Below are 21,510 nucleotides of genomic sequence, written 5' to 3'. Positions count from 1 at the left end.
AGGATTCCCTGAGCGGGCTTTGGGGCGGATGTAAACATCCCCCCGCAGGTGATCACATCAGTGAAGATCTTGGGGGGTATTTGTGCGCAGTCCTTTCATGTCCAAAAGTAGATCCCGCTTGAGACGTCTCTGCATCCCGTTCTCGGGGATGCCCGGCAAGGGAATCAGGCGTCTGTCACTCGGCGTCGCCTCGCTGCTCGTCGTGGACGCTGCGCTGACCGTCGGCTCGACGGGCATGGCGTTCGCCGTGCCGTCGGCTGCGGAGCAGGACACCGCCACCAAGTCGGCCGCCACCTCCTCCTACGGGGCCGCGCAAGCGAAAGACGAGTCCTCGGCGACGCTGATGGCCCGGCTACAGAACCGCAAGATCGAGGTGCTGGACGCCCGGACGGCGGACTCGACCACGTACGCACTACCCAGCGGGGAGTTGGAGACGGAGGCGTACGCGGGTCCGATCCGGGTGAAGCAGGGCAGCACCTGGAAGGACATCGACACCTCGTTGTCCGACGCCGGGGACGACTTGGAGCCGCAGGCTGCCGCCGCGGACATCAACGTCTCCGACGGCGGAGACACCCAGCTCGCCTCGGTGGCCAAGGGGAAGGATTCCTTCGGGCTCGGGTGGGAGGACAAGCTGCCTACCCCGGAGGTGAAGGACAGCACCGCCTCGTACGATCTAGGCGGTGGGCAGACGCTGTCGGTCACTGCGCTGGCGCAGGGTTTCTCGGAGAACATCCAAGTCGCCCAGCAGCCCGACGACGACTCAGTGACGTATCGCATTCCACTCAAGCTGGACGGGCTCAAACTCTCCCAGGCAGACTCCGGCCACCTACTCCTTAGAGACGCCGACGGCAAGGTGGTCGCCGAGGCCCCCGCCCCGATGATGTGGGACTCCAGCAAGGACGACGCCTCGGGTGAGTCCGCTCACCAGGAGCAGGTCGCGACGAAGATCGAGACTGCCGATGACGGCTCCCAGACCCTGGTGCTGACCCCGGACAAGACGTTCCTGGCCACGGCGACCTACCCGGTGACGGTCGACCCGACCACCACGCTCGCGGTCACCACCGACACCTGGGTGCAGAACCCCGACTACCCGGACTCGCAGATCTCCTCGCAGGAGCTGAAGTCCGGCACCTACGACTCCGGTACGGACACGGCCCGCTCGTACCTGAAGTTCGACGTGTCGAAGTTCACGGGGAAGCACATCACGTCGGCGACGATGTCGCTGTACTCGTACTACTCCTCCAGCTGCTCCAGCACCGCCTCGACCCAGGCCAAGCGGGTCACCTCCACGCTGAACACCACGACCCTCACCTGGGGCGCGCAGCCGTCGACCACGACGACCAACATGGCCACCAACTCCGGTCACTGGGGCTACAGCTCCTCGTGCCCGGCGAACTGGTCGAACTGGACACTGACCTCGATGGTCCAGGACTGGGCCAACGGCGCCGCGAACAACGGCATCCAGCTGCGCAGCTCGGACGAGACCGACTCCACGAACTGGCGCCGCTTCCGCTCGGCGAACTACACGACCTCCGGCTATGCGCCGAAGCTGGTCGTGAACTACAATTCCTACCCGACCACGCCCACATCCGTGGCGGTCTCCCCGTCGTCGGTGAACGACTACAACGGCAAGCGGTACGTCACCTCCTACACGCCGACCCTCTCCGCCAAGGTCAGCGACCCAGACGGGTCCACCGTCAAGGCGCAGTTCGAGATCACCAACGACCCGGCCTACTCGGGCGAGACATCGTACTCCTACACAGCGACGTCGTCCTCCGTCTCCTCCGGTGGCACCGCGAGCCTGGCCATCCCGAGCGCGAGCCAGTTGGCCGCCTCGCATCTGCGGCTGCGTGTGCGTGGCTACGACGGCACGGACTACGGCGCCTGGTCCTCATACCTGTACTTCGTGCCGAACGTCGGCAAGCCGGTCCAGCCCGCCATCTCCTGCTCCGACTATCCATCGGGTGCCTGGAGCGACCCGGTTGCCAGTACCACCTGCACGCTGACCACCACTTCCAGCGACGGTGCGGGCTTCCAGTGGGGTCTGGACGACAAGACGGTCCCGAACAGCGCGCTGGACACCACCGACGGCAGCGGCGGTGACCCGCAGACGATCACGATCAAGCCGGGCAAGGGCTGGCACACGCTGTATGCCCGGACCATCGACTCCGGCGGCAACCTCTCCACGTCGACCACCGGGTACTCGTTCGGTGTGGGCAAGGCCAGCCTCAACTCGCCGGTCACCGGTGACACCACCGACGACGCGGTGACCCTGACGGCCACGCAGTCCGGTGCCTTCACCGGGGTGACCTACCAGTACCGGATCGGCGAGACCGACTCGTGGCACAGCCTTCCGGTCACGGACGTCACCAAGGCTGCCGACGGCTCGGCGCTGTCCGCCTGGCCGCTGTCCTTCTCCGCCTCCGGCCAGCCCGTCGATCTGAGCTGGGCGGCGGCCGGCACCCTGGACGACGACGGTCCGGTGCAGGTACGGGCGCTGTTCACGGACGGCACCAACACCTACGGCACCGACCCGGCCACCGTCACCGTCGACCGCAAAGCCGACAACGCCCCCACCACCGACGCGGGCCCGGGCAAGGTCAACGAGCTGACCGGCGATCTCAGCCTGGACGCCACCGACGCCTCGGCCTTCGGTGCCGCGGTCAGGCGCAGCTTCTCCTCGCGGAATCCGCAGGATGCCGGGCAGGACGACCAGGTCGCGGTCTTCGGACCCAACTGGACCGCCGGTATCACCGCCGCCACCTCCACCTGGTCGTACCTGAAGGAGAAGTCGAGCACCTCGGTCGCCCTGGTCGATGCGGAGGGCGCCCAGACCGGGTTCACCCTCGCCAGCGGCGGCGGCTGGACGCCGCAGCCCGGCTCGGAGGATCTGACCCTGACCGGCACACTGTCCGGCAGTTCCTTCACGCTGAAGGACTCTGCTGGCACCACCGCGACGTTCACCAAGGTGTCCAGTTCGGCCACCACCTGGCAGCTGGCCACCTCCTACCAGGTGTCCGACAACGCGCTGAACACCACCACTGTCGTCTCCCAGGCGGTCTCGCTCTCCGACGGGTCGGTACTGGCCGAGCCGAAGTACGTCATCGCTCCCACCGGTGCGATCAGCGCGGCGACCTGTGCCGCCGACCCCACGACCGCAGGCTGCAGAGTGCTGGAGTTCGTCTACGCCGCCGCCACCACGGCCACCTCCTCGGCGGCCGGTGACTATGCCGGACAGGTCAAGCAGCTCAAGCTGTGGGCCACCGCCCCCGGCGCGTCGGCCGCCACGGCGACGGTCATCGAGTCCTACGACTACACGAGCGCCGGTCAGCTCGCCGACGCCTGGGACCCGCGGACCAGTCCGGCGCTGAAGATCTCCTACACCTACGACAGCGCGGGCCGGGTGGCCACGCTGACCGAGCCCGGCCGGCTGCCCTGGACCTTCGCCTACGGCAAGGTCGGCAGCAACAGCGACGCCGGCGACGGCATGCTCCTGTCGGTCTCCCGCCCGACCCTGAAGTCCGGCACGGCGGCCACCACCGACGGCGGCACCGCCACCACCAGCATCGTCTACGGCGTCCCGGTCTCCGGCAGCAAGGCCCCGTACTCGCTGTCCCCGACCGACACCGCCACCTGGGACCAGCACGACAACCCGGTCTACGGCGTGGCCGTGTTCCCGCCCGGATCCGTTCCTGCCAGCCATGACGGTTCGACTCTGGGGTCGGGCGACTACTCCACCGCCACCCTCTCTTACCTGGACGCCGAGAGCCGCGAGGTCAACACCGCCACCCCCGGCGGCCACATCGCCACCGTCGAGTACGACCAGCAGGGCGACACGACCCGGGAACTGTCCGCAGCCAACCGCGACCTCGCCCTGTCCACCACCACCAGCAGCGACCCCCGGCTCGCCACCGCAATCTCGACGGCGAACAGCACAGCGGACGCAGCCGACCTGCTGTCCACCATCACGGACTACACGACGGGCACCGACGGCGCGCAGCTGGCGTCGGACTCCTACGGCCCGCTGCACACCATCACCCTGCAGCGCACTCTGGCCGGCGCCACCAGCGACGCCGACCTGGCCGCTGGCAGCGACACACTGACCCGCAGCCACACCGCCTACCGCTACGACGAGAACCGGACCGGCAGCGCCGCGGTCTCCGACCTGCTCACCTCCACCACGGCCGGGGCCACCGTGACCGGCTACCCGTCCGACGCCGACCAGCAGAAGACGGCCGCCACCTACGACTGGACCACCGGCCGGCAACTCACCAATACGGTCGACCCGTCCGGGCTGGCCATCACCACCAAGTACACCTACGACAGCGACGGCAGGCTGCTCACCGTGGTCGAACCCACGTCCTCGGGTTCTGATGCCAAGACCACGGTGACCACCTACTGGTCCGCCACGGGCAGCGGCACCTGCCAGGGTCGCCCCGAATGGGCCGGCCTGGTGTGCACCCTCACACCGGCCGCGACCGTCGCCGACGCCGGCTCCAATCCGAGCGAGCTGGTCACCAAGGCCTACACCTACGACCGTTACGGCCAGGTGGCCACGCAGACCGAGACGGCCAACAGCACCACCCGCACCACCACCTTCACCCGCGACGACGGCGGCCGCCTGACCAAGGAGGCGATCACCGGCGGCACCGGCACCGCCACCCCGGACACCACCTACACCTACGATGCCACCGACGGCAGCGTCGCCTCGACCACGTCCAACGGCCAGACCAGCACCACGGCCTACGACGAACTGGGCCGCCAGATCTCCTACGACGACGGCGCCGGCAACACGACCAGCACGGCGTACGACAGCCAGGACCGTCCGGTCACCGTCAGTGACTCCGCCCCCTCCACCACCACCTATACCTACGACGCGACCACCGGCCTGGCCAAGACGGTCACCGACTCCGTCGCCGGCACCTTCACCGCCACCGGCTACGACGCCGACGGCAAGCTCACCGGCGAGTCCCTCCCCGGCGGGTACACGCTCACGCAGACCTACGACACCGGCGGCGAGCAGACGGACCGCACCTACGCGGACTCCGCCGGCACCACCGTCATGGAGGACACCGCCTCCTACACGGCGACCGGCCAGCAGGCGGGCCACACCGAGGACAACGGCACCACCACCGCCAGCACCTTCACCTACGACGCCGCCGAACGCCTGACCAAGGCCCAGGACGACACCGGCAGTACCTGCACCACCCGTGCCTACTCCTTCGCGAGCACCACGAGCTACAACCGCACCGGGCTGACGGCGACTTCGGGCACCACGGACTGCGCCGACAGCACCAGCGACACGACCACCACCACGACGACCACCCACACCTACGACAGCGCCGACCGCATCACCGACTCCGGATACACCTACGACGCCTTCGGCCGCACCACCGCGCTGCCCGGCAGCACCTCACTCGCCTACTACACCAACGACCTCGTCCGCCAGGAGACCACCTCCACCACCCAGCAGACCTGGACGCTGGACTCCGCCCACCGGCTCGCCGCCTGGACCACCAAGACCAGCAGCGACGGCGGAACGACCTGGACCACCTCGGCCACCAGGACCAACCACTACGCCGACTCCGGCGACAGCCCCACCTGGACGGCCGAGGACGGCAGCGGCACCATCACCCGCAACGTCAGGGACATCAGCGGCAGCCTGGCCGCCACGACGAACGCCACCGGCGGCACCTCCCTGCAGTGCGCCAACCTGCACGGTGACATCGCCGTCCAACTCGACATCGCCACCACCACCGCGACCACGCACACCTACGACGAGTTCGGCAACACCACCTCCAGCACGCGCTACGGCTGGCTCGGCACCGCCGAACGCAGCTCCGACACACCCACCGGTCTCACCCTCATGGGCGCCCGCGTCTACAACCCGGCGACCGGCCGCTTCCTGCAGACCGACCCCGTTCTGGACGGCAGCGCCAACGCCTACGAGTACGGATACGGCGACCCCGTCAACAGCTTCGACCTGAACGGCCAGAGCTCGCACAAGCCCCGGCACTGCGGCATCACCTGCAGTCTCATGTTCTCCGGGCTGAACATGGTCCTGGGCAACATCCTCTGCAAGTTCTTCGCCGAAGCCTCCATGATCTGCTCCGCAGTGATCGGCGGCCTGATGGCGATCGCCAAGTACACCTACGAGTGCTACAACCGCTGCTTCCACGCCGGGACCGCGGCCAAGAAATTCATCACCGGATTCACCGCCGGCCTCGTGTCAGGTCTGACATTCGGCAGAGCAAAGAGCCTTTACGGGCAGGAGATAAAGCAAGCGATAGCCGCCGCACGCAAACCCATCATCAGAGTCCTGGGATCCTCGGCCTGGTCAGCCATCAGCCGGGGCATCACCCAAGCAGGCCTATAGTGCGGGAGCGGGGTCCGGCCACCGTGCCGGGCCCCGCCCTTTTCACACGAGATCGGAATCATGAACAGAGTTTTCTGGTACGTGGCAGGCCGTGCGCTCGGCTATTCGCTGATCCAGTCGGCAGTCTGCGTGCTGATCGTCGCCGGGTTCACCACCGCAACGGAGGGGACACCGGACAGGAACGCGGGCGACCAACTGCGAGTGCTCGCACTCATCTACCTCGGTCTGCTCTGCGGACTCACGCTTCTCAACTCTACGGGAGGGCTGATCTTCCACCTCCGGGCCGTCCGGCGCCTCGGTGTTCCCCTCACCGTGGAGAACGCCGCCACCTCGCACTCCCGCAGCGTCACGGTCAAGGGCGGTGTCTCCTGGAACGTGGGGCGGTGCCGGCAGATCCTGCTGGACCTCGACGGCGTGAAGTCGGTGACCAAGGACCCGGCGACCGGCAGTCTGCGCGCCGTACGCAAGGCGCACGGCGGAGTGGGCTACGCCCAGGTGATCGAGGTGTCGGCCGCCGAGTCGGGAACTGGCACACAGTTCGTCGTGCACAGCCGACCCAGGTTCCACATCGCCACCTTCGACCTGGGCCAGAACCTGGCCAACGTCACGGACATCGTCGAGCGCCTGAGCACACGGCAACCCTGAACCCGTCAACGCGTCGAGGCCCCGCCCCGCGGTCCTTGGCCCCGGCGTCTCCTTCTCCGCGCCGCCTCGGCCGTCCCGGACCGGATGTGGTCCGGTCAGGCAGTTTCGCCCGGGGCGTGCGCGTTGTCCCGGGCGACGGTCGTGTTCTCGTCGGCCGCGAGGGGGGTGGCGTTGAGCGGCTCGCTCGCGGTGGTGCTGTTCAGCGTCGTGATCTCACTGGGGGATCGCTGCCTTGGCCTCAGTCCTCTTCGTCTTGTCGCTCAGCGTTCGCTCCGCTGAATGACGCTGCGGGCGGGAAGATCCGCCCGGCGACTCCTTGGAAGGGCGCCGGGCGTACGGTGCGCGAAGGGCCATGAGGTGGCGCCTCACCCATCGGCCATTCGAAGGGGTCAGGGGACCTGCGGCCTCTGCCGCTTCGGTGTCGCGGCCAAGCCGGTTGGGCTGCGTGTGGTCACAGAGCGTGCGCAAGGTAGGTAGCGTTTGGTGTGCTGGAGTATGGCTCGTCGCCAGCACCCGCGTGTACCTGACCGGATCCACCACTTCTTCACCCCTCCCGAAGGCGCCTTCTCCGCCGGGGAGATGCCGGTGAAGGCTACGCGGCTAGGGCCTGTCGTTTGGATCAGGTCGGCTGAGAGAGACTGCGCATTTCAGCCGACCCGAGCGGGGCGTGGTGCGTGCAGCTGCAAGGCGGAGGAGGCGTAGACATAAGCCGCTGCCGCGGCGGGCGACGCGGTGGGGGCACCTCCCGGCCGAAGGCTGGGGGACGTCGGCGAGTGACGACAACGCCGCTGGGGGTACCCCCTCTGGGGGAGTGCGTGCCACACCCCGCGACGCCGGCATGATCCAAACGACAGGCCCTAGTGGTGTGCGTCGGGGTCGAACCCCTCCGGTGCCCGGTCGAGGAATACCGAGACGGAACTGATCCGGCCGTCCTCGTCGAGGTGGAGGACGTCGGTTCCGGTGGCGAAGGACGTGCCGGTGCCTTCGCCGGTGCGGATCTCCCAGCGGAGCCTCGCGCGCTGATGGTGCACCTGGGGCTGTTCGCGGAGGCGGAACGTGACCGTGCCCATGTGGGCGGCGAACTCGTTGCGGAAGTCGATCAACGCCTGGGCCCCGCTGAGGACCCCGATCTGCGCGCGGTACTCGACGCCGTCGGTGAAGGCTGCTTTCGCGTATGCGCGCTGCTCGTGCTCCGTACCGGTGTTCCAGAACCGTACGTACTGCTCCAGCTGTTCGGCGGTCTCGGTCATGGTGGCCGTCCCTTCGTCTGCCGCGAACTGCGCTTCCGTGTCCCGACTCTGAGGGCGAGGGGCGAGCGCTGTCGATGACCTGCGAGGTCATTGCCCCGGCCCGCGCCGCCGGGCAGCCTGAGCACCATGACGACGACCACCACCGAACCGGTCGGCGTGCTGGTGCGCCGCTGGCGCGAGCGTCGCCGGCGTTCGCAGCTCGACGTCTCGCTCGCCGCCGAGCTGTCGACCCGGCATCTGAGCTGTATCGAGACCGGGCGGGCGAACCCGAGCCGCGACATGATCGGCCGGCTGTGCGACGAGCTCGACGTGCCCCTGCGGGAACGCAACACGCTCTACCTGGCGGCCGGGTTCGCCCCGGTGCACCCCGAACGCGCCTACGCCGATCTGGGCGCGGCGCGCGAGGCGGTGGAGGCCGTCCTGGCCGGGCACGAACCGAACCCGGCGCTCGCCGTGAACGTGCGCTGGGAGCTGCTGGCCGCGAACCGCGCCATGAGGCTGTTCCTCGGTGACGTGGCGGCTCAGGTGGCGCGGCCGCCGCTGAACGTGCTGCGGGCGACCCTGCACCCCGACGGCCTGTCCGGACGTATCCGCAACCTCGCGCAGTGGCGTGCGCATGTGCTGCGCCGGGTCCGCCGCCAGCTGGAGCGGACCTCGGCGGCCGGTCTGGCTGAGCTGCTCGCGGAGCTGGAGGGCTATCCGGTTCCCGAGGCGGACGAGGGGGGCTCCGGCCGGCCGGCGTACGACGACCTGGTGGTCCCGCTGCGGCTGTCGTCCGAGCACGGCGAACTCGCGCTGTTCTACACCACCACGGTGTTCGGTTCGCCGCGTGACGTGCTGCTCGACGAGATCGCCGTCGAGACGTTCTTCCCGGCGGACGCGCGTACGGCGGCGACCTTGCGCGCGATGGCCGGATAGAGGTGGAGCGATAGAATCGTGCCATGGCCGCCATCGACTTCCTGACGACCCGGCCCCACCGGGTCGTCGTTCTCGCCCTCGACGGGGTGTACCCCTTCGAGCTGGGTATCCCGAACCGGGTGTTCCCGTGTGTGCCCGGTGCCTACGAGGTGGTGACCTGCGCGGCGACGGACGACCGTACGGTGGCGACCAGTGCCGACTTCACGATCACCGTCGGGCACGGGCCCGAGGCGCTGGACGGCGCGGACACCGTGGTCGTGCCGCCGTACGACATGGCGCGGATCACGGACGAGCTGTCCGAGCCGGTGCGGGCCGCGCTCGCCCGGATCCGGCCCGGCACCCGGATCGTCTCCATCTGCACCGGGGCGTTCGCGCTCGCGGCGGCCGGGCTGCTCGAAGGCCGGCCGGCGACGACCCACTGGGCGCTGGCGCCCCGGTTCCGGCGGATGTTCCCCCAGGTCGCCCTCGATCCCGACGTGCTGTTCATCGACGACGGTGACGTGCTGACCTCCGCGGGCGCCGCGTCCGGTGTCGACGTCTGCCTGCATGTCGTCCGCTCCGACCACGGCAGCGCGGTCGCCAACAGCGTGGCCCGGCAGTGCGTCGTACCGCCGTGGCGGGACGGCGGGCAGGCGCAGTACATCGAGCAGCCGGTGCCGGACGAGGGCGCGACCGGTACGGCGGCCACCCGGGCGTGGGCCCTGGAGAACCTCGAACGGCCGCTCGCGCTGCAGGAGCTGGCGGAGCACGCCCGGATGAGCCGGCGCACCTTCGCCCGCCGCTTCCAGGAGGAGACCGGCACCAGCCCGGGCCGCTGGCTGATCCAGCAGCGGGTGCACCGCGCCCGTCATCTGCTGGAGGCCAGCGACCTGCCGGTCGACCGCGTCGCGGCGGAGGTCGGCTTCGCCACGGGCACGTCCCTGCGGCAGCACCTGCACGCGGCGATCGGGGTGTCCCCGCAGACGTACCGGAACACGTTCCGGACCACGGCACCGGGCAGGGCGTGAGTCCTGCCGGAGGAGATCGCCGGTACGGCCTTCCCCGCGTCGCCGTCCGACCCGGACGCGCTGCCGGCCGGCACCGGCCGACGAGCGCCGACGGACGCGGGGAAGACCGCGCCGGGGGAACCGGGTGCGCGGTTCCCCCGGGTCCTGGGGCAGCCCCGGTCAGCGGCTACTTCGCGGGGCACTCCTTCCAGGCCAGGTGGTAGATGGTGCTGATGTCGCCGTCGGTGGAGTCCATGGTCATGAAGCTGACCTTGCCCGGGTTCGCGGTCCCGGCGTTCACGCGCAGTTCCGTGTTGATGTTGAAGTTGCGCTGGACTCCGCAGGGCGCCCAGACCAGTTGGGCCCAGTCGGTGGTGTCGGTGGCCTGCCAGTTGTCGTCGTAGGGGCCGCTGAAGGGGTGGCTGGCGGCGGCCGTGTTGGACGAGCCCTGGAAGTAGTACGAGGCACGCTCGGTGCCGGTGGCGCCCTGCTCCAGGGACGCGAAGCCGCGGTAGTCGGCGCTGGCGATGGCGTACGTGAAGCCCTGCGGGACGTGCACGACCAGGTTGAGCTGGCAGTTGCGCCGGAAGGCGGTGGGGTCGGAGTTGCCGCCCGCCTGGGCGAGATAGGCGCTGTAGGTGACGGTGAAGGCCTCGTTGTCCTCGGACACGGCGACGGCGGTGGTGCCTGCCGGACAGCCGGAGCCGTTGACGGTGGCCACATTGATGACGATCTTGTCCGGCGGCGGGTTGTCGAACACCGGCGACGACTTGGCTTGGGCCTGAGCGGGCAGCCCGGCGGTGAGCAGCGCGGCGAGCGCTCCGCCGAGCAGGAGTCCGCGTCTCCTGGGTCCCATGGGTTCTCCAGTTCGGAAATCGAGTGGGGGGTTACGCCCGCGGCCCGCACGAAACGGTTCACCTCTAGTGGTTCACCCTTGAAGAAACTGTGCGTTTCCTGTGAAGGCCGGGGCGCTCGAATCGTAGGAACCCCCACGCGAACCGGTCAGGGCGAACTCCGGCCATTCACAGCGCCGGTTTTCACAGCCGCACTCCGAACTGGGGCAACGTTCGGGGCAGTTCGGCAGTCGTAGGGGGCGACACGACACATCCGACCCTCCCGGGCCGCCCGACAACTCACGGAGGAATCATGAGCCGCTTCACGGCACCGCCAGGCGACAGAGACGACATCGCCCCGCCCGTCCCCTCCGCACGTGCCCTCCAGCGCGGGTCCGTCGGCCGTGTGACGAGCCGCGGTGTCGTGGTGGGGGCCGTCGCCGTCCTGCTGGCGGGGGTCGGCGCCTCCGCCGATGCCGCGTCCGGGCCCGCGTCCGGCGGCACGGCGTCCGGCGACGCGGTGGTCAGCGGTGCCGTCGTCGACTCCGGACATGACGTCATCGTGGGCACCACGCACAACGTGGTGTTCCCGGTCACCGTCTCCGGATCGGACGACTCCGGTCTGTCCTTCGCCGACGTGGACCTGAAGGGGCCGCACGGCGGTTTCTACACCACCGACGCGTCCTGCGAGACCGCGACGGCATGCACGACGGTGTTCACCGTCAACGCCCACCCGGCCCCGGGCAGCGACGATCCGGTGGATCTGGCCAACGCCGACGCGGGAACCTGGTCGGTCGACGCCCTGGTCGACACCAACGACGGCGACTCGGTCTTCGCGCCCGGCGTGGCGTCGTTCCACCTCAAGCGTGCCGCGCGGCTCACCGTCGACGCCACACCGGAACCGGTGGCCAAGGGCTCTCGTATCACCGTCACCGGCAAGCTCGCGCGGGCCAACTGGGACACCTACCGGTATGCGGGATACGCGGGCCGAGCCGTGGAACTGCAGTTCCGCCCGAAGGGCGGCAGCACCTACACCACGGTGGCCACGGTGACCACAAGCGCCACCGGCACCCTGCGCACCACGGTCAAGGCGGTCAAGGACGGCTACTGGCGCTGGAACTTCACCGGCAGCACCACCACCGGCCCTGCCAAGGCCACCGGCGACTACGTCGACGTACGCCCCTGATCCGGCAGGCTACGGCGGTCTACGGGTTCTCCCAGGCCGCCGGTTCCGCCGCCAGCGCGCGGACCGGGTCCGGGAGCGCGTCCGCCGCGATGTCCGCGACCGTGACGCCTTCGAGGATCTTGCGGACGTTGGCGCGCAGGGCGATCCACAGGGGCAGCAGGGGCTGGGCGGTGCCGGTGTAGGCCAGGCCCGTCGGGCGTTCGCCGCGTACCGACACGATCGGGCCGTCCACCGCGCGGATCAGGTCCGCCACGGTGATCGCGGACGCCTCCCGGGCCAGCCGGTAGCCGCCGCCCCCGCCCCGCCGGCTCTCGACGATCCCGGCACGCCGGAGGTCACCCAGAATGCCCTCCAGGAACTTGTGCGGGATGTCCTGCGCGCCGGCGATCTCCTCCGCCTTCACCGGGCCGTCGCCCTGCCGTACGGCGAGCTCCAGTACCGCCCGTACCGCGTAATCCGCCCGTGCCGAGATCCTCATGGGTCCATTGTGGGGCGTCCACCCGTGCAGAATGACCGGACCCGCGCCCCGTAAGATCGCCCGGGAGGATCCCTTGGCGCTCAGCAGACGTACCTTCAGTGCCCTCGCCGGCTCGGCCGCGCTCGGTTTCGCCCTGGGCGGCAGCGGCGGCCCCGGGGCGCCCTCGGCGTACGCGGCGCGCAGTGTGCCCACCGGCCCGCCGCCGCCCGCGCCGAGCGCCGACGGCGAGCGGCACACGATCGGCTACGACCACCACTCCCTCGTCGTCGACGGCCGGCGCCTGGTGGTCTGGTCCGGCGAGATGCACCCCTTCCGGCTCCCCAGCCCCTCCCTGTGGCGGGACGTCCTGGAGAAGATGCGGGCGCACGGCTACAACACGGTCAGCATCTACGTGGCCTGGAACTACCACTCCCCCGCGCCCGGCGAGTACGACTTCACCGGCGTCCGCGACCTCGATCTGTTCCTCCGCACGGCGGCCGAGACCGGCCTGTACGTCATCCTCCGCCCCGGCCCCTACATCAACGCCGAGGTCGACGCCGGCGGCTTCCCCGGCTGGCTCACCGCCACCGCGGGCACCGCCCGCACCACCGACCCGACCTACCTCGCCCACGTCGACGAGTGGCTGACGGCCGTCAACCGCGTCGTGCGCCGCCACCAGCTCACGGACGGCGGCGGGAGCGTCCTGCTCTACCAGATCGAGAACGAGTACGACGGCCACGTCACCGACCCGACCGGCCCGGCGTACATGTCCCACCTGTACAAGAAGGTGCGGCGGGACGGCATCGACGTCCCCCTCTTCCACAACGACAAGGGGCGCAACGGCTACTGGATCCCCGGCTCGTTCGACACCGGCGGGGAGAAGGGGAAGTGGCTGTACGGCTTCGACGGCTACCCCTCCCCCACCCAGGCCCCGCCGGACTGGGGGGACTTCGGGATCGGCGGCCTCAAGGGCGGCGCCACCGCCAGCCCCCGTACGCCCGGGTTCGTGCCCGAGTTCGGGGGCGGCTGGTTCGACCCGTGGGGCGGGGTCGAGTTCGGCGGGAAGGGCTACGCCGAGTCGCGGCGCACCCGGGACGAGGCCTACGAGCGCCGCTTCTACCTCACCAACCTCGCCAACGGCATCACCCTCCACAACGTCTACATGACCTACGGCGGCACCACCTGGGGCTGGCTGCCCGCGCCGGTCGTCTACACGTCGTACGACTACGGCGCGGCCATCGACGAGGCCCGCAACGTCACGACGAAGATCGCGCCGATGCACCAGCTCGGCCATCTCCTGCAACGCGTCCCCGACTTCGCGAAACTGGAGCGCGCGGCCGACGTCCGCGTACCCGGCCTGAAGGCGTACCACCTCACCAACCCGGACACCGGCGCGCATGTGTACGTGCTGCGCAACGACGGGGCGAGCGAGGTGACGTCCACCCTGAGGACCGACGCGGGCGATGACATCGAAGTCACTGTCGCCGCCCACGACGCCCGGCTCCTCACCACCGGACTCGCCCTCGGCAAACGGACGTTGCGGTACTGCACCGCCCAGCCGACGTTCCTGCTCACCGCCGGCCGGCAGGACATCGCCCTGTTCACCGGCCGCTACGGCGAGATGGCGCACCTGGTGCTGGAGTGCCCGAGCGAGCCGTTCGTCCAGCGCCTCGACGCCGAGGCGGCCTGGGTCTACGACCAGGGCGTCCTGCACGTCACCGCGCCGCTCGGCCAGGGCGGGCTCACCCGGGTCCTGGTCCAGCGCGGCGAATCCGACACCCCGCTGCTCCTGCTCTTCGCCGACGACGCGACGTCCGTACGGCTGTTCCCGTACGACACCCCGTCCGGCACGCTCCTCGTCTACGGCCCGGCACTGCTCCGCCACGCCAAGCTGAGCGGGACGACCGTACAGCTCACCGGCGACACCGTCGGCGAGACCGGGCTGGAGGTCTGGGGACCCCGCGGGATCGAATCCGTCACCTGGAACGGGCATCCGGTGCGGACCCGGGTGAGCCTCTCCGGGAGCCTGGTCGCGGAGTCGGACATGGCGGGCGCGCCGAAGCCGGCGCTGCCGGTCCTCGCCGGCTGGCGCCGCAAAACCGAGAACCCCGAGTCGGCGGCGGGCTTCGACGACTCCTCGTGGACGGTCGCGGACAAGAAGACGTCGTTCAGCACGACGCCCGTGCCGAAGGGCCAACCGGTGCTCTTCGCCGACGACTACGGCTTCCACTACGGGGACGTCTGGTACCGGGCGCGGGTCGAGGGCGACATCGAGGACCTGAAGTCCGTCTCCCTCTCCTACAGCACGGGGACGCAGGGCATGCTCATGGCCTGGCTGGACGGAAAACCGCTGGGCTCGCACCGGATGCCGGTGCCGGACGCCAAGACGGTCCGGCAGGGCAGTTGGGCGGCGACGGCCGAATTCCCCGTCGCCGGGCTCAAACTGAAGAAGAAGGAGCGGGAGAAGCGGTCGCATGTGCTGTCCGTGCTGGTGCGGCGGATGCAGCACGACATGGACGGCGGGTCCGCGGACACCCAGAAGGTGGCGCGCGGGCTGACCGCCGCGACCTTCAAGGGGGTGTCCCCGAAGGTGAGTTGGCGGATCCAGGGGGCCGTCGCCCCGGATCCCGTGCGCGGGCCGCAGAACAACGGCGGGCTGTACGGCGAACGGGAGGGCTGGCATCTGCCCGGGTTCGCGGACGGTGCGTGGGAGGCGGCCGAACTTCCCCGCGCGGACCGGGGGATGGGGGTCACCTGGTACCGGACCGGGTTCCGGCCGGCCGTACCGGACGGGGTCGACGCGTCGGTGGGGCTGGTGCTGGAGGACGATCCGGGGCGGGCGTACCGGGTGCAGATCTTTCTGAACGGGTGGAATCTCGGGCAGTACGTCAATGACGTGGGGCCGCAGCATACGTTTGTGCTGCCGAACGGGATCTTGCGGACTCGGGGTTCCAACACGTTGGCGCTTGCTGTGCTATCGGATGGGACGAGTGAGTGCGGGCCGGGGGCGGTGCGGCTGGAGTTGCTCGGCAGTGCGGCCGGGGGAGTTTCCGTGGAGACGGTTCCCTCCCCCGGTCGTTGACTGCGGGCCGGTGGGGGCTGGTCGCGCCCACGCGGCGGAGCCGCACATCGACACAGCCCCGCGCCCCTAAAAGCAAGGGGCGCTGACCCTTACGTCAGTCGGATCATGTTCCAGGACAGGGGCTCAAGGGTGGCCTTGAGCGTGCCGCCGTTCAGAGTCGTGCCCTCGGCCTGGTGAGGCGTGACTCGGTCCGGGTCCGCCAGGGTGTTGCGGGCGTCGGGGTCCTTGTCCGCGAGGACGCTGTGCTCCGTGACCCGGGTCAGGTCGAGGCCGCTCAGGGCGATCTCCAGGGGCAGGGCTTCCGTCTGGCTGCGGTTGACGGCGAAGACCGTGACCGTGCCGTCGTCGGCGCGGACGGCGGTGGCGTGCAGCAGGGCTGTCTCGCCGTACTTCTTCGTGTCGTGGGTCGGGGAGTCGACGCGGACGTCGAGGACCTGGCCGCGGCCGTGCCGGGAGGCCTGGGCGAACGGGAAGAACGTCGTCTGGCGCCAGGCCGGGCCGCCGGGCTCCGTCAGGATCGGGGCGATGACGTTCACCAGCTGGGCCAGGCAGGCGACCGTGACGCGGTCGGCGTGGCGGAGCAGGGCGATGAGGAGGGAGCCGAAGACCACCGCGTCCAGGACGCTGTAGTTGTCCTCCAGGAGGCGGGGGGCCTCGGCCCAGTCCCGGTCGGCGGAGTTCTCGATCTCATGCCACTTCGAGGTGTACCAGACGTTCCACTCGTCGAAGGAGAGGTTGATCCTCTTCTGGGACTTCAGCCGGGCGCCCACGTGGTCACAGGTGGCGACCACGTTCTCGATGAAGGACTCCATGTCGACGGCCGAGGCCAGGAAGGAGTCGAGATCGCCGTCGTGGGGCTCGTAGTAGGCGTGCAGGGAGATGTAGTCGACCAGGTCGTACGTCTCCGCGAGGACCGTCGCCTCCCACTCGGCGAAGGTCGGCATGGACTGGCTGGAGGAACCGCAGGCGACCAGTTCCACGGACGGGTCCATCTGCCGCATGGCACGGGCGGTCTCGGCGGCGATACGGCCGTACTCCTCCGCCGTCTTGTGGCCGGTCTGCCAGGGGCCGTCCATCTCGTTGCCCAGGCACCAGACCTTGATGCCGAAGGGGTCCTTGTCGCCGTGGGCGGCGCGGAGGTCCGACAGGGCGGTGCCGGAGGGGTGGTTGGCGTACTCCTGGAGTTCCAGGGCCTCCGCCACGCCCCGCGTGCCGAGGTTGATGGCCATCATGGGCTCGGCCTGCGGGCCGACCTTCTTCAGGAAGGCGATGTACTCGGAGAGTCCGAAGCGGTTGGTCTCCGTCGACCGCCAGGCGAGGTCGAGTCGGCGGGGGCGGTCCTCGGCGGGGCCGACGGAGTCCTCCCACTTGTAGCCGGAGACGAAGTTGCCGCCGGGGTAGCGGATGGTGGTGACGCCGAGTTCGCGGACGAGGTCGAGGACGTCCTGGCGGAGGCCCTCGGCGTCCGCCGTGGGGTGACCGGGTTCGAAGATGCCGGTGTAGACGCAGCGGCCTAGGTGCTCGACGAAGGAGCCGAAGAGGCGGGGGTTGACTTCGCCGATGGTGAAGGCGGGGTCGAGGGTGAAGCGGGCGGTGCGCATTTTCGCCTTTCGGGGTGGGTTGTTCTCAATCGTGGGCGGGTGCGGGTGCGTGGGGGTTGCTCGCGCAGTTCCCCGCGCCCCTAAAGGGGCTTGGGCCAGCCGTCTTTTGTCCAGCCCAGGGGGTTCAGCCCCAGCTTCGGGGTGCCGTTGTCGTCGGCGTCGTAGTAGTGGTAGGCCAGCCAGGTCTTGCCGTGGGTGCGGAACGTCGATTCGCCGCCGGGGCCTGTGTAGCGGCCGTGGGAGGACAGCAGCAGGTCGCCGCCTCCGGCCGGCATCGGCGTTCCCGTGCTGTCGGTGTACGGGCCCGTCACCGTTGTCGAGCGGCCCACCCTGATCTTGTACGTCGAGTTCACGCCCGCGCAACAGGCGTCGTACGACGCGAAGAGGTAGTAGTAGCGGCCGTGGTGGAGGATCGAGGCGCCCTCGACGGCGTAGGGGGCGTCGGGGCGGGTGGCCAGGTGGGCGACCGTGGCGCCCGGGAGCGCCTTGCCCGTCCTCGGGTTCAGCTCGACCATGCGGATGCCGGTCCAGTACGAGCCGAACGCCATCCACAGCCTGCCGTCGGCGCGGACGATCGCCGGGTCGATGGCGTTCCAGGAGTCGGACGTCTCGGAGGAGAAGGCCTTGCCCTGGTCCTGCCAGGCGCCCGGGAGACCTGACCGGGAGGTCGCTACGTCGATCGCCTCCTGGTTGGTACCCCAGGAGGAGACGACCGCGTAGTAGAGCCATTGACGTCCTCGCCCGCCCGAGAGCTGGCGATTCCGGCCTGCACCACGTGGTGGCACATCCGCGGGTTCCTGCTTCAACGGCCGCTGCCACGATTTTCGCGCGGTCTTACGCGGGCCTCCACCGGCCTGACTTCCCGCCCGTCCGGCGGTAGGTCCGCCAACTACGTTGCCGGACAGGCCGACTGTAGCAGCGGCGGCGCGGGCCGACTGGACGCAGATACCGGTTGGGTCCACGTCTCCACCCTTACGAGTGAAGCGCTTCAACTGGCTCACCCTCCTCCTCACTGGCCGGCCAGGCCCGTGTGGGCCACGCCCGCCACGATCTGGCGCTGGAAGAAGACGAACACGACGATCAGCGGGAGGCCCGCCATCAGGCCGCCGGCCATGAGCTGGGCCCACTGGATGCCGTAGGAGTTCATGACGGTCGCGATGCCGTTCGGCATGGTCATCAGGTCGGGGTTGTTGGTCACCATGTAGGGCCACAGGAAGTTGTTCCACGAGGCGATGAAGGTGAAGATGCCGACCGCGGCCAGGGAGGGGCGGGAGAGGGGGAGCACGATGGTGAAGAAGACCCGCCAGCGGCCCGCGCCGTCGATGAAGGCGGCCTCCTCCAGTTCGCGCGGGATGCCCTGGAAGAACTTGTAGAGGATGTAGACCATCGCGGCGGGGGCGCACTGCGGGAGGATCATGCCCCAGTAGGTGTCGACCATCCCCATCTGCTGGACGGTGGTGAAGAGGGGGACGCCGAGGACGGCCGGGGAGACCATGAGGCCGGACATCACCAGGCCCATCAGCGCGCCCTTGCCGCGGAACTCGGTGCGGGCGAAGCCGTATCCGGCGAGGGCGCTCACCAGCAGCACGACGGACGTCACGCAGACGGAGACGACCAGGGAGTTCACGAACCAGTCGGTGATGTTGCCGGTGTCGAAGAGGGCCTTCCAGGCCTGGACCGTCCAGTGCTTCGGCAGCCAGTGCGTCGGTACGTCGACGGCCTCGGTCTCCGACTTGAGGGAGGTGAACAGGCCCCAGAGGAGGGGGGCGAGGAAGACGGCCGAGACGGCCGTGCCGAGGAGGGTGAGGACGATCTGGCTGGGGGTCCAGGTCGACCTGCGGCGGGAGCGCGGTACGGCCGTGCTGCTCATCGGGTGGCCTCCTCGGTGCGGTTGCGCAGCAGCCACATGCGTGCGAGGGCCACGGTCGCGATGATCACGAAGAAGATGACGGAGATCGCGGAGGCGTAGCCCACGCGGTAGCTGGTGAAGCCCTCTTCGAGGGTGTACTGGACGAAGGTGCGCGTCGAGCTCTCGGGGCCGGGGCCGAAGTCCATCATGACCACGGCCTGGTCGAAGACCTGGAGGGACGCGAGGATCTGCAGGGCGATCACCAGGCCGGTGATGTTGCGGAGCATCGGCAGGGTGATGTGGACCATGCGGTGCCAGGCGTTGGCGCCGTCCAGCTTCGCGGCCTCGTAGAGGTGGGCGGGGATGGACTGGAGGGCGGCGAGGTAGAGCAGGAAGCTGAAGCCGACCGTCCACCACAGGGTCTCGATGACGATGGCGAGCATCGCGTACGACTTGTCGGTCAGCCAGGGCGTGTCGATGCCGAACACGTAGTTGATCATTCCCGTGCCGGGGTTGAACAGCCACTGCCAGAGGTTGCCGGCGACCGTGGACGGGAGGAGGAAGGGCACGAAGAAGCAGAGGCGCCACAGCCATGTGACGCGTTCGATGTGGTGGGCGAGCATCGCGAGGAGGAACGCGAGGACCGTGATGCAGGGGACCACCAGGAGGGTGAAGTACGCGCTGTGGCCCAGCGCGTCCCACATCAGGGGGTCCTTGAGGGCCTCGCGGTAGTTGTCGAGGCCGATGAAGTTCGCGCCCGCGCCGGTGATGTTGGCGTCGGTCAGGCTGAGGTAGACGCCGCGCAGCAGCGGCCAGATGACGAAGAGGGTGAAGAGGAGGAGGAAGGGGGCGACGAACCAGCCGCCGTGCTGGAAGCCCTGCTTGCGGCGGAGGGTGGCTGCGGCCGTGGCGGTCCTGGTGCGGGCCGGTGCGAAAACGGTCTCGGCGGTCGTCATGCGGCCGTACCTCCCTGCGCGGCGGTCTTGCCGTCCATGGGGTTCTTCATCGCGAGCAGCGTGGCCAGTTCGCTCTTCATCCGGCGGGCCGCGGCGTCGGGCTTGGCGGAGCCCATGGTCGAGGAGACGACGATGGGGCCGACGCGCTGGGCGAGGATGCCGGTGGAGCCCGCGAACCACACCTTGGGCTCGTTGGCCTGGTGGTTCATGGCCGACGCGTACTCGTTCTGCGGGTAGAGCTTCTGGTACGCGGGGGTGGAGAGCGTCGGCAGATAGGCGGGGATGTGGCCGCCGGCCGCCCACTGCTGGGCGTGCGTGACGACGTAGGCGGCGAGCTGGTGGGCGGCCTCGTTGGCGGCGCCGCCGCGGTCGGACTGGTGCGGCAGCACGAAGGAGTGCGACTCGGCGTGGGTGGCTCGGGTGCCGAAGACGGGCGGGAGGGGGATGGCGCCGTAGTCGAGTTTCGCACCGGAGTAGACCGGCACCGACCAGTTGCCCTCCCAGGCGAAGGGGGCGCCGTTGATGAACTGCTCGGCGCCGACGGAGCCCATGGTCGGGTCGGCGTAGCCGTCGGTGACGTGCCGGCGCAGGAACTCCAGGACCTGGGTGGCCTTGTCGGTGTCGAAGGTGACCTCGGTCTTCGCGTCGTTGAACCAGGTGCCGCCGAGCTGGGTGTAGAAGGCGACGAAGAACCACCACTGGAAGTTCTGGTCGTTGATCCACAGGCCGATGGTCTGCAGGCCCTTCTTGGTGGCCTTCCTGGCCTCCTTGAGGACGCCGAACCAGTCGTCGGTGGAGGTGATGGGCACGATCCGGTCGTCCGCGCCGAGCAGGCCCGCCTTCTTCAGCACGTCCTTGCGGTAGAAGCAGAGCTGGACGTGGACGTCGAGCGGGAGCGCGTAGAGCTTGCCGTCGACGATGCCGCGCTGCCACAGCCGGGGGTTGTAGTCCGACTCCCGCAGGCCGTACTTGGCGAGCAGGCCGACGTCCCAGGTGTCCAGGAGGCGGCCCGGCGCGAAGCCGGCGACCCGGCCGATGTGCATGACGCCGAGGTCCGGTGCGCGGTTGCCGGCGGCGGCCATGGCGAGCTTGGTGTAGAAGGGGTTGCCCCACTGGAGGGTGGAGTCCTTCACCGCGATGTCCGGGTGCGTCCGGCGGAAGGCGTCCAGCATCGCGATCATGTTGGAGCCGTCGCCGCCGCTGAAGAGGTTCCAGTAGCGCACGCGGGTGCGCGCGGTGGAGGCGAGCGCGTCGGCGCCGGTGCCGAGGGCCGCGAAGCCGAAGCTCCCCGCCACCGCCAGCCCGCCCGCCGTGCCCAGTAGTTGCCTGCGACTGAGGCCAGGTCGTCCCATTGCCTGCCCTTACCTGTCG

General features: G+C 69.5%; 13 protein-coding genes and 1 pseudogene. 6 read left to right on the top strand and 8 right to left on the bottom strand.

What is annotated here, in order from left to right; all coding sequences use genetic code 11:
* Nucleotides 1–148: 148 nt before the first annotated feature.
* Both AB0D85_RS22860 and AB0D85_RS22855 read left to right on the top strand, forming a co-directional pair.
* Nucleotides 149–6,376, top strand: coding sequence for a DNRLRE domain-containing protein (locus AB0D85_RS22860; RefSeq protein ID WP_362322940.1), 6,228 nt, complete (start codon nucleotides 149–151; stop codon nucleotides 6,374–6,376).
* Nucleotides 6,377–6,436: 60 nt separating this feature from the next.
* Nucleotides 6,437–7,021, top strand: a complete 585-nt coding sequence (locus AB0D85_RS22855) for a hypothetical protein (RefSeq protein ID WP_362322938.1) — start codon at nucleotides 6,437–6,439, stop codon at nucleotides 7,019–7,021.
* An 857-nt stretch (nucleotides 7,022–7,878) separates the two neighbouring features.
* Here the strand turns inward: AB0D85_RS22855 and AB0D85_RS22850 are convergent.
* Nucleotides 7,879–8,271: a nuclear transport factor 2 family protein gene (locus AB0D85_RS22850; protein WP_362322936.1), complete on the bottom strand. Its 393-nt coding sequence runs from the start codon at nucleotides 8,269–8,271 to the stop codon at nucleotides 7,879–7,881.
* Between the two features lie 126 nt (nucleotides 8,272–8,397).
* On the opposite strand from AB0D85_RS22850, the gene AB0D85_RS22845 reads away from it, so the two are divergent.
* Both AB0D85_RS22845 and AB0D85_RS22840 read left to right on the top strand, forming a co-directional pair.
* Nucleotides 8,398–9,189 carry a helix-turn-helix transcriptional regulator gene (locus AB0D85_RS22845; protein ID WP_362322934.1) on the top strand — a complete coding sequence of 264 codons (792 nt, stop codon included), beginning with the start codon at nucleotides 8,398–8,400 and terminating at the stop codon, nucleotides 9,187–9,189.
* Between the two features lie 23 nt (nucleotides 9,190–9,212).
* Nucleotides 9,213–10,196 carry a helix-turn-helix domain-containing protein gene (locus tag AB0D85_RS22840; RefSeq protein ID WP_362322932.1) on the top strand — a complete coding sequence of 328 codons (984 nt, stop codon included), beginning with the start codon at nucleotides 9,213–9,215 and terminating at the stop codon, nucleotides 10,194–10,196.
* 166 nt (nucleotides 10,197–10,362) lie between these two features.
* Here AB0D85_RS22840 and AB0D85_RS22835 read toward each other — a convergent pair whose 3' ends face one another.
* A complete protein-coding gene (locus AB0D85_RS22835; protein ID WP_362322930.1) occupies nucleotides 10,363–11,031 on the bottom strand; it encodes a DUF4360 domain-containing protein in 669 nt (222 codons plus the stop codon).
* Between the two features lie 290 nt (nucleotides 11,032–11,321).
* On the opposite strand from AB0D85_RS22835, the gene AB0D85_RS22830 reads away from it, so the two are divergent.
* Nucleotides 11,322–12,194: a calcium-binding protein gene (locus tag AB0D85_RS22830; RefSeq protein WP_362322928.1), complete on the top strand. Its 873-nt coding sequence runs from the start codon at nucleotides 11,322–11,324 to the stop codon at nucleotides 12,192–12,194.
* 19 nt (nucleotides 12,195–12,213) lie between these two features.
* Here AB0D85_RS22830 and AB0D85_RS22825 read toward each other — a convergent pair whose 3' ends face one another.
* Complete coding sequence (locus AB0D85_RS22825; RefSeq protein WP_362322926.1) at nucleotides 12,214–12,672, bottom strand: Rrf2 family transcriptional regulator; 459 nt, start codon at nucleotides 12,670–12,672, stop codon at nucleotides 12,214–12,216.
* A 73-nt stretch (nucleotides 12,673–12,745) separates the two neighbouring features.
* Between AB0D85_RS22825 and AB0D85_RS22820 the strand changes: the two genes are divergently transcribed.
* The gene (locus AB0D85_RS22820; protein ID WP_362322924.1) at nucleotides 12,746–15,733 is read left to right on the top strand and encodes a beta-galactosidase; all 2,988 of its coding nucleotides are present in this window, start codon (nucleotides 12,746–12,748) and stop codon (nucleotides 15,731–15,733) included.
* Between the two features lie 89 nt (nucleotides 15,734–15,822).
* On the opposite strand, the gene AB0D85_RS22815 is transcribed toward AB0D85_RS22820, so the two are convergent.
* From AB0D85_RS22815 to AB0D85_RS22795, 5 genes and pseudogenes are all read right to left on the bottom strand, one after another.
* Entirely contained in the window at nucleotides 15,823–17,334 is a 1,512-nt protein-coding gene (locus AB0D85_RS22815) for an alpha-N-arabinofuranosidase (RefSeq protein WP_362322922.1), read from the bottom strand.
* A gap of 80 nt (nucleotides 17,335–17,414) precedes the next feature.
* Nucleotides 17,415–18,071, bottom strand: a pseudogene (locus AB0D85_RS22810) (arabinan endo-1,5-alpha-L-arabinosidase); the annotation flags it as partial.
* 272 nt (nucleotides 18,072–18,343) lie between these two features.
* Nucleotides 18,344–19,204 carry a carbohydrate ABC transporter permease gene (locus tag AB0D85_RS22805; RefSeq protein WP_362322920.1) on the bottom strand — a complete coding sequence of 287 codons (861 nt, stop codon included), beginning with the start codon at nucleotides 19,202–19,204 and terminating at the stop codon, nucleotides 18,344–18,346.
* Nucleotides 19,201–20,139: a sugar ABC transporter permease gene (locus AB0D85_RS22800; RefSeq protein ID WP_362322918.1), complete on the bottom strand. Its 939-nt coding sequence runs from the start codon at nucleotides 20,137–20,139 to the stop codon at nucleotides 19,201–19,203. Before AB0D85_RS22800 ends, AB0D85_RS22805 begins: the two co-directional genes overlap by 4 nt.
* On the bottom strand, nucleotides 20,136–21,491 hold the full coding sequence (locus AB0D85_RS22795; protein WP_362322916.1) for an extracellular solute-binding protein: 1,356 nt from the start codon (nucleotides 21,489–21,491) through the stop codon (nucleotides 20,136–20,138). The genes AB0D85_RS22800 and AB0D85_RS22795 overlap by 4 nt, the downstream gene beginning before the upstream one ends.
* Between the last annotated feature and the right edge of the window lie 19 nt (nucleotides 21,492–21,510).

The organism is Streptomyces sp. NPDC048277, from assembly GCF_040652235.1.
Classification (GTDB): domain Bacteria; phylum Actinomycetota; class Actinomycetes; order Streptomycetales; family Streptomycetaceae; genus Streptomyces.
The sequence above is the reverse complement of the archived record's forward strand: the minus strand, read 5'-3'. Positions and strand labels throughout refer to the sequence as shown.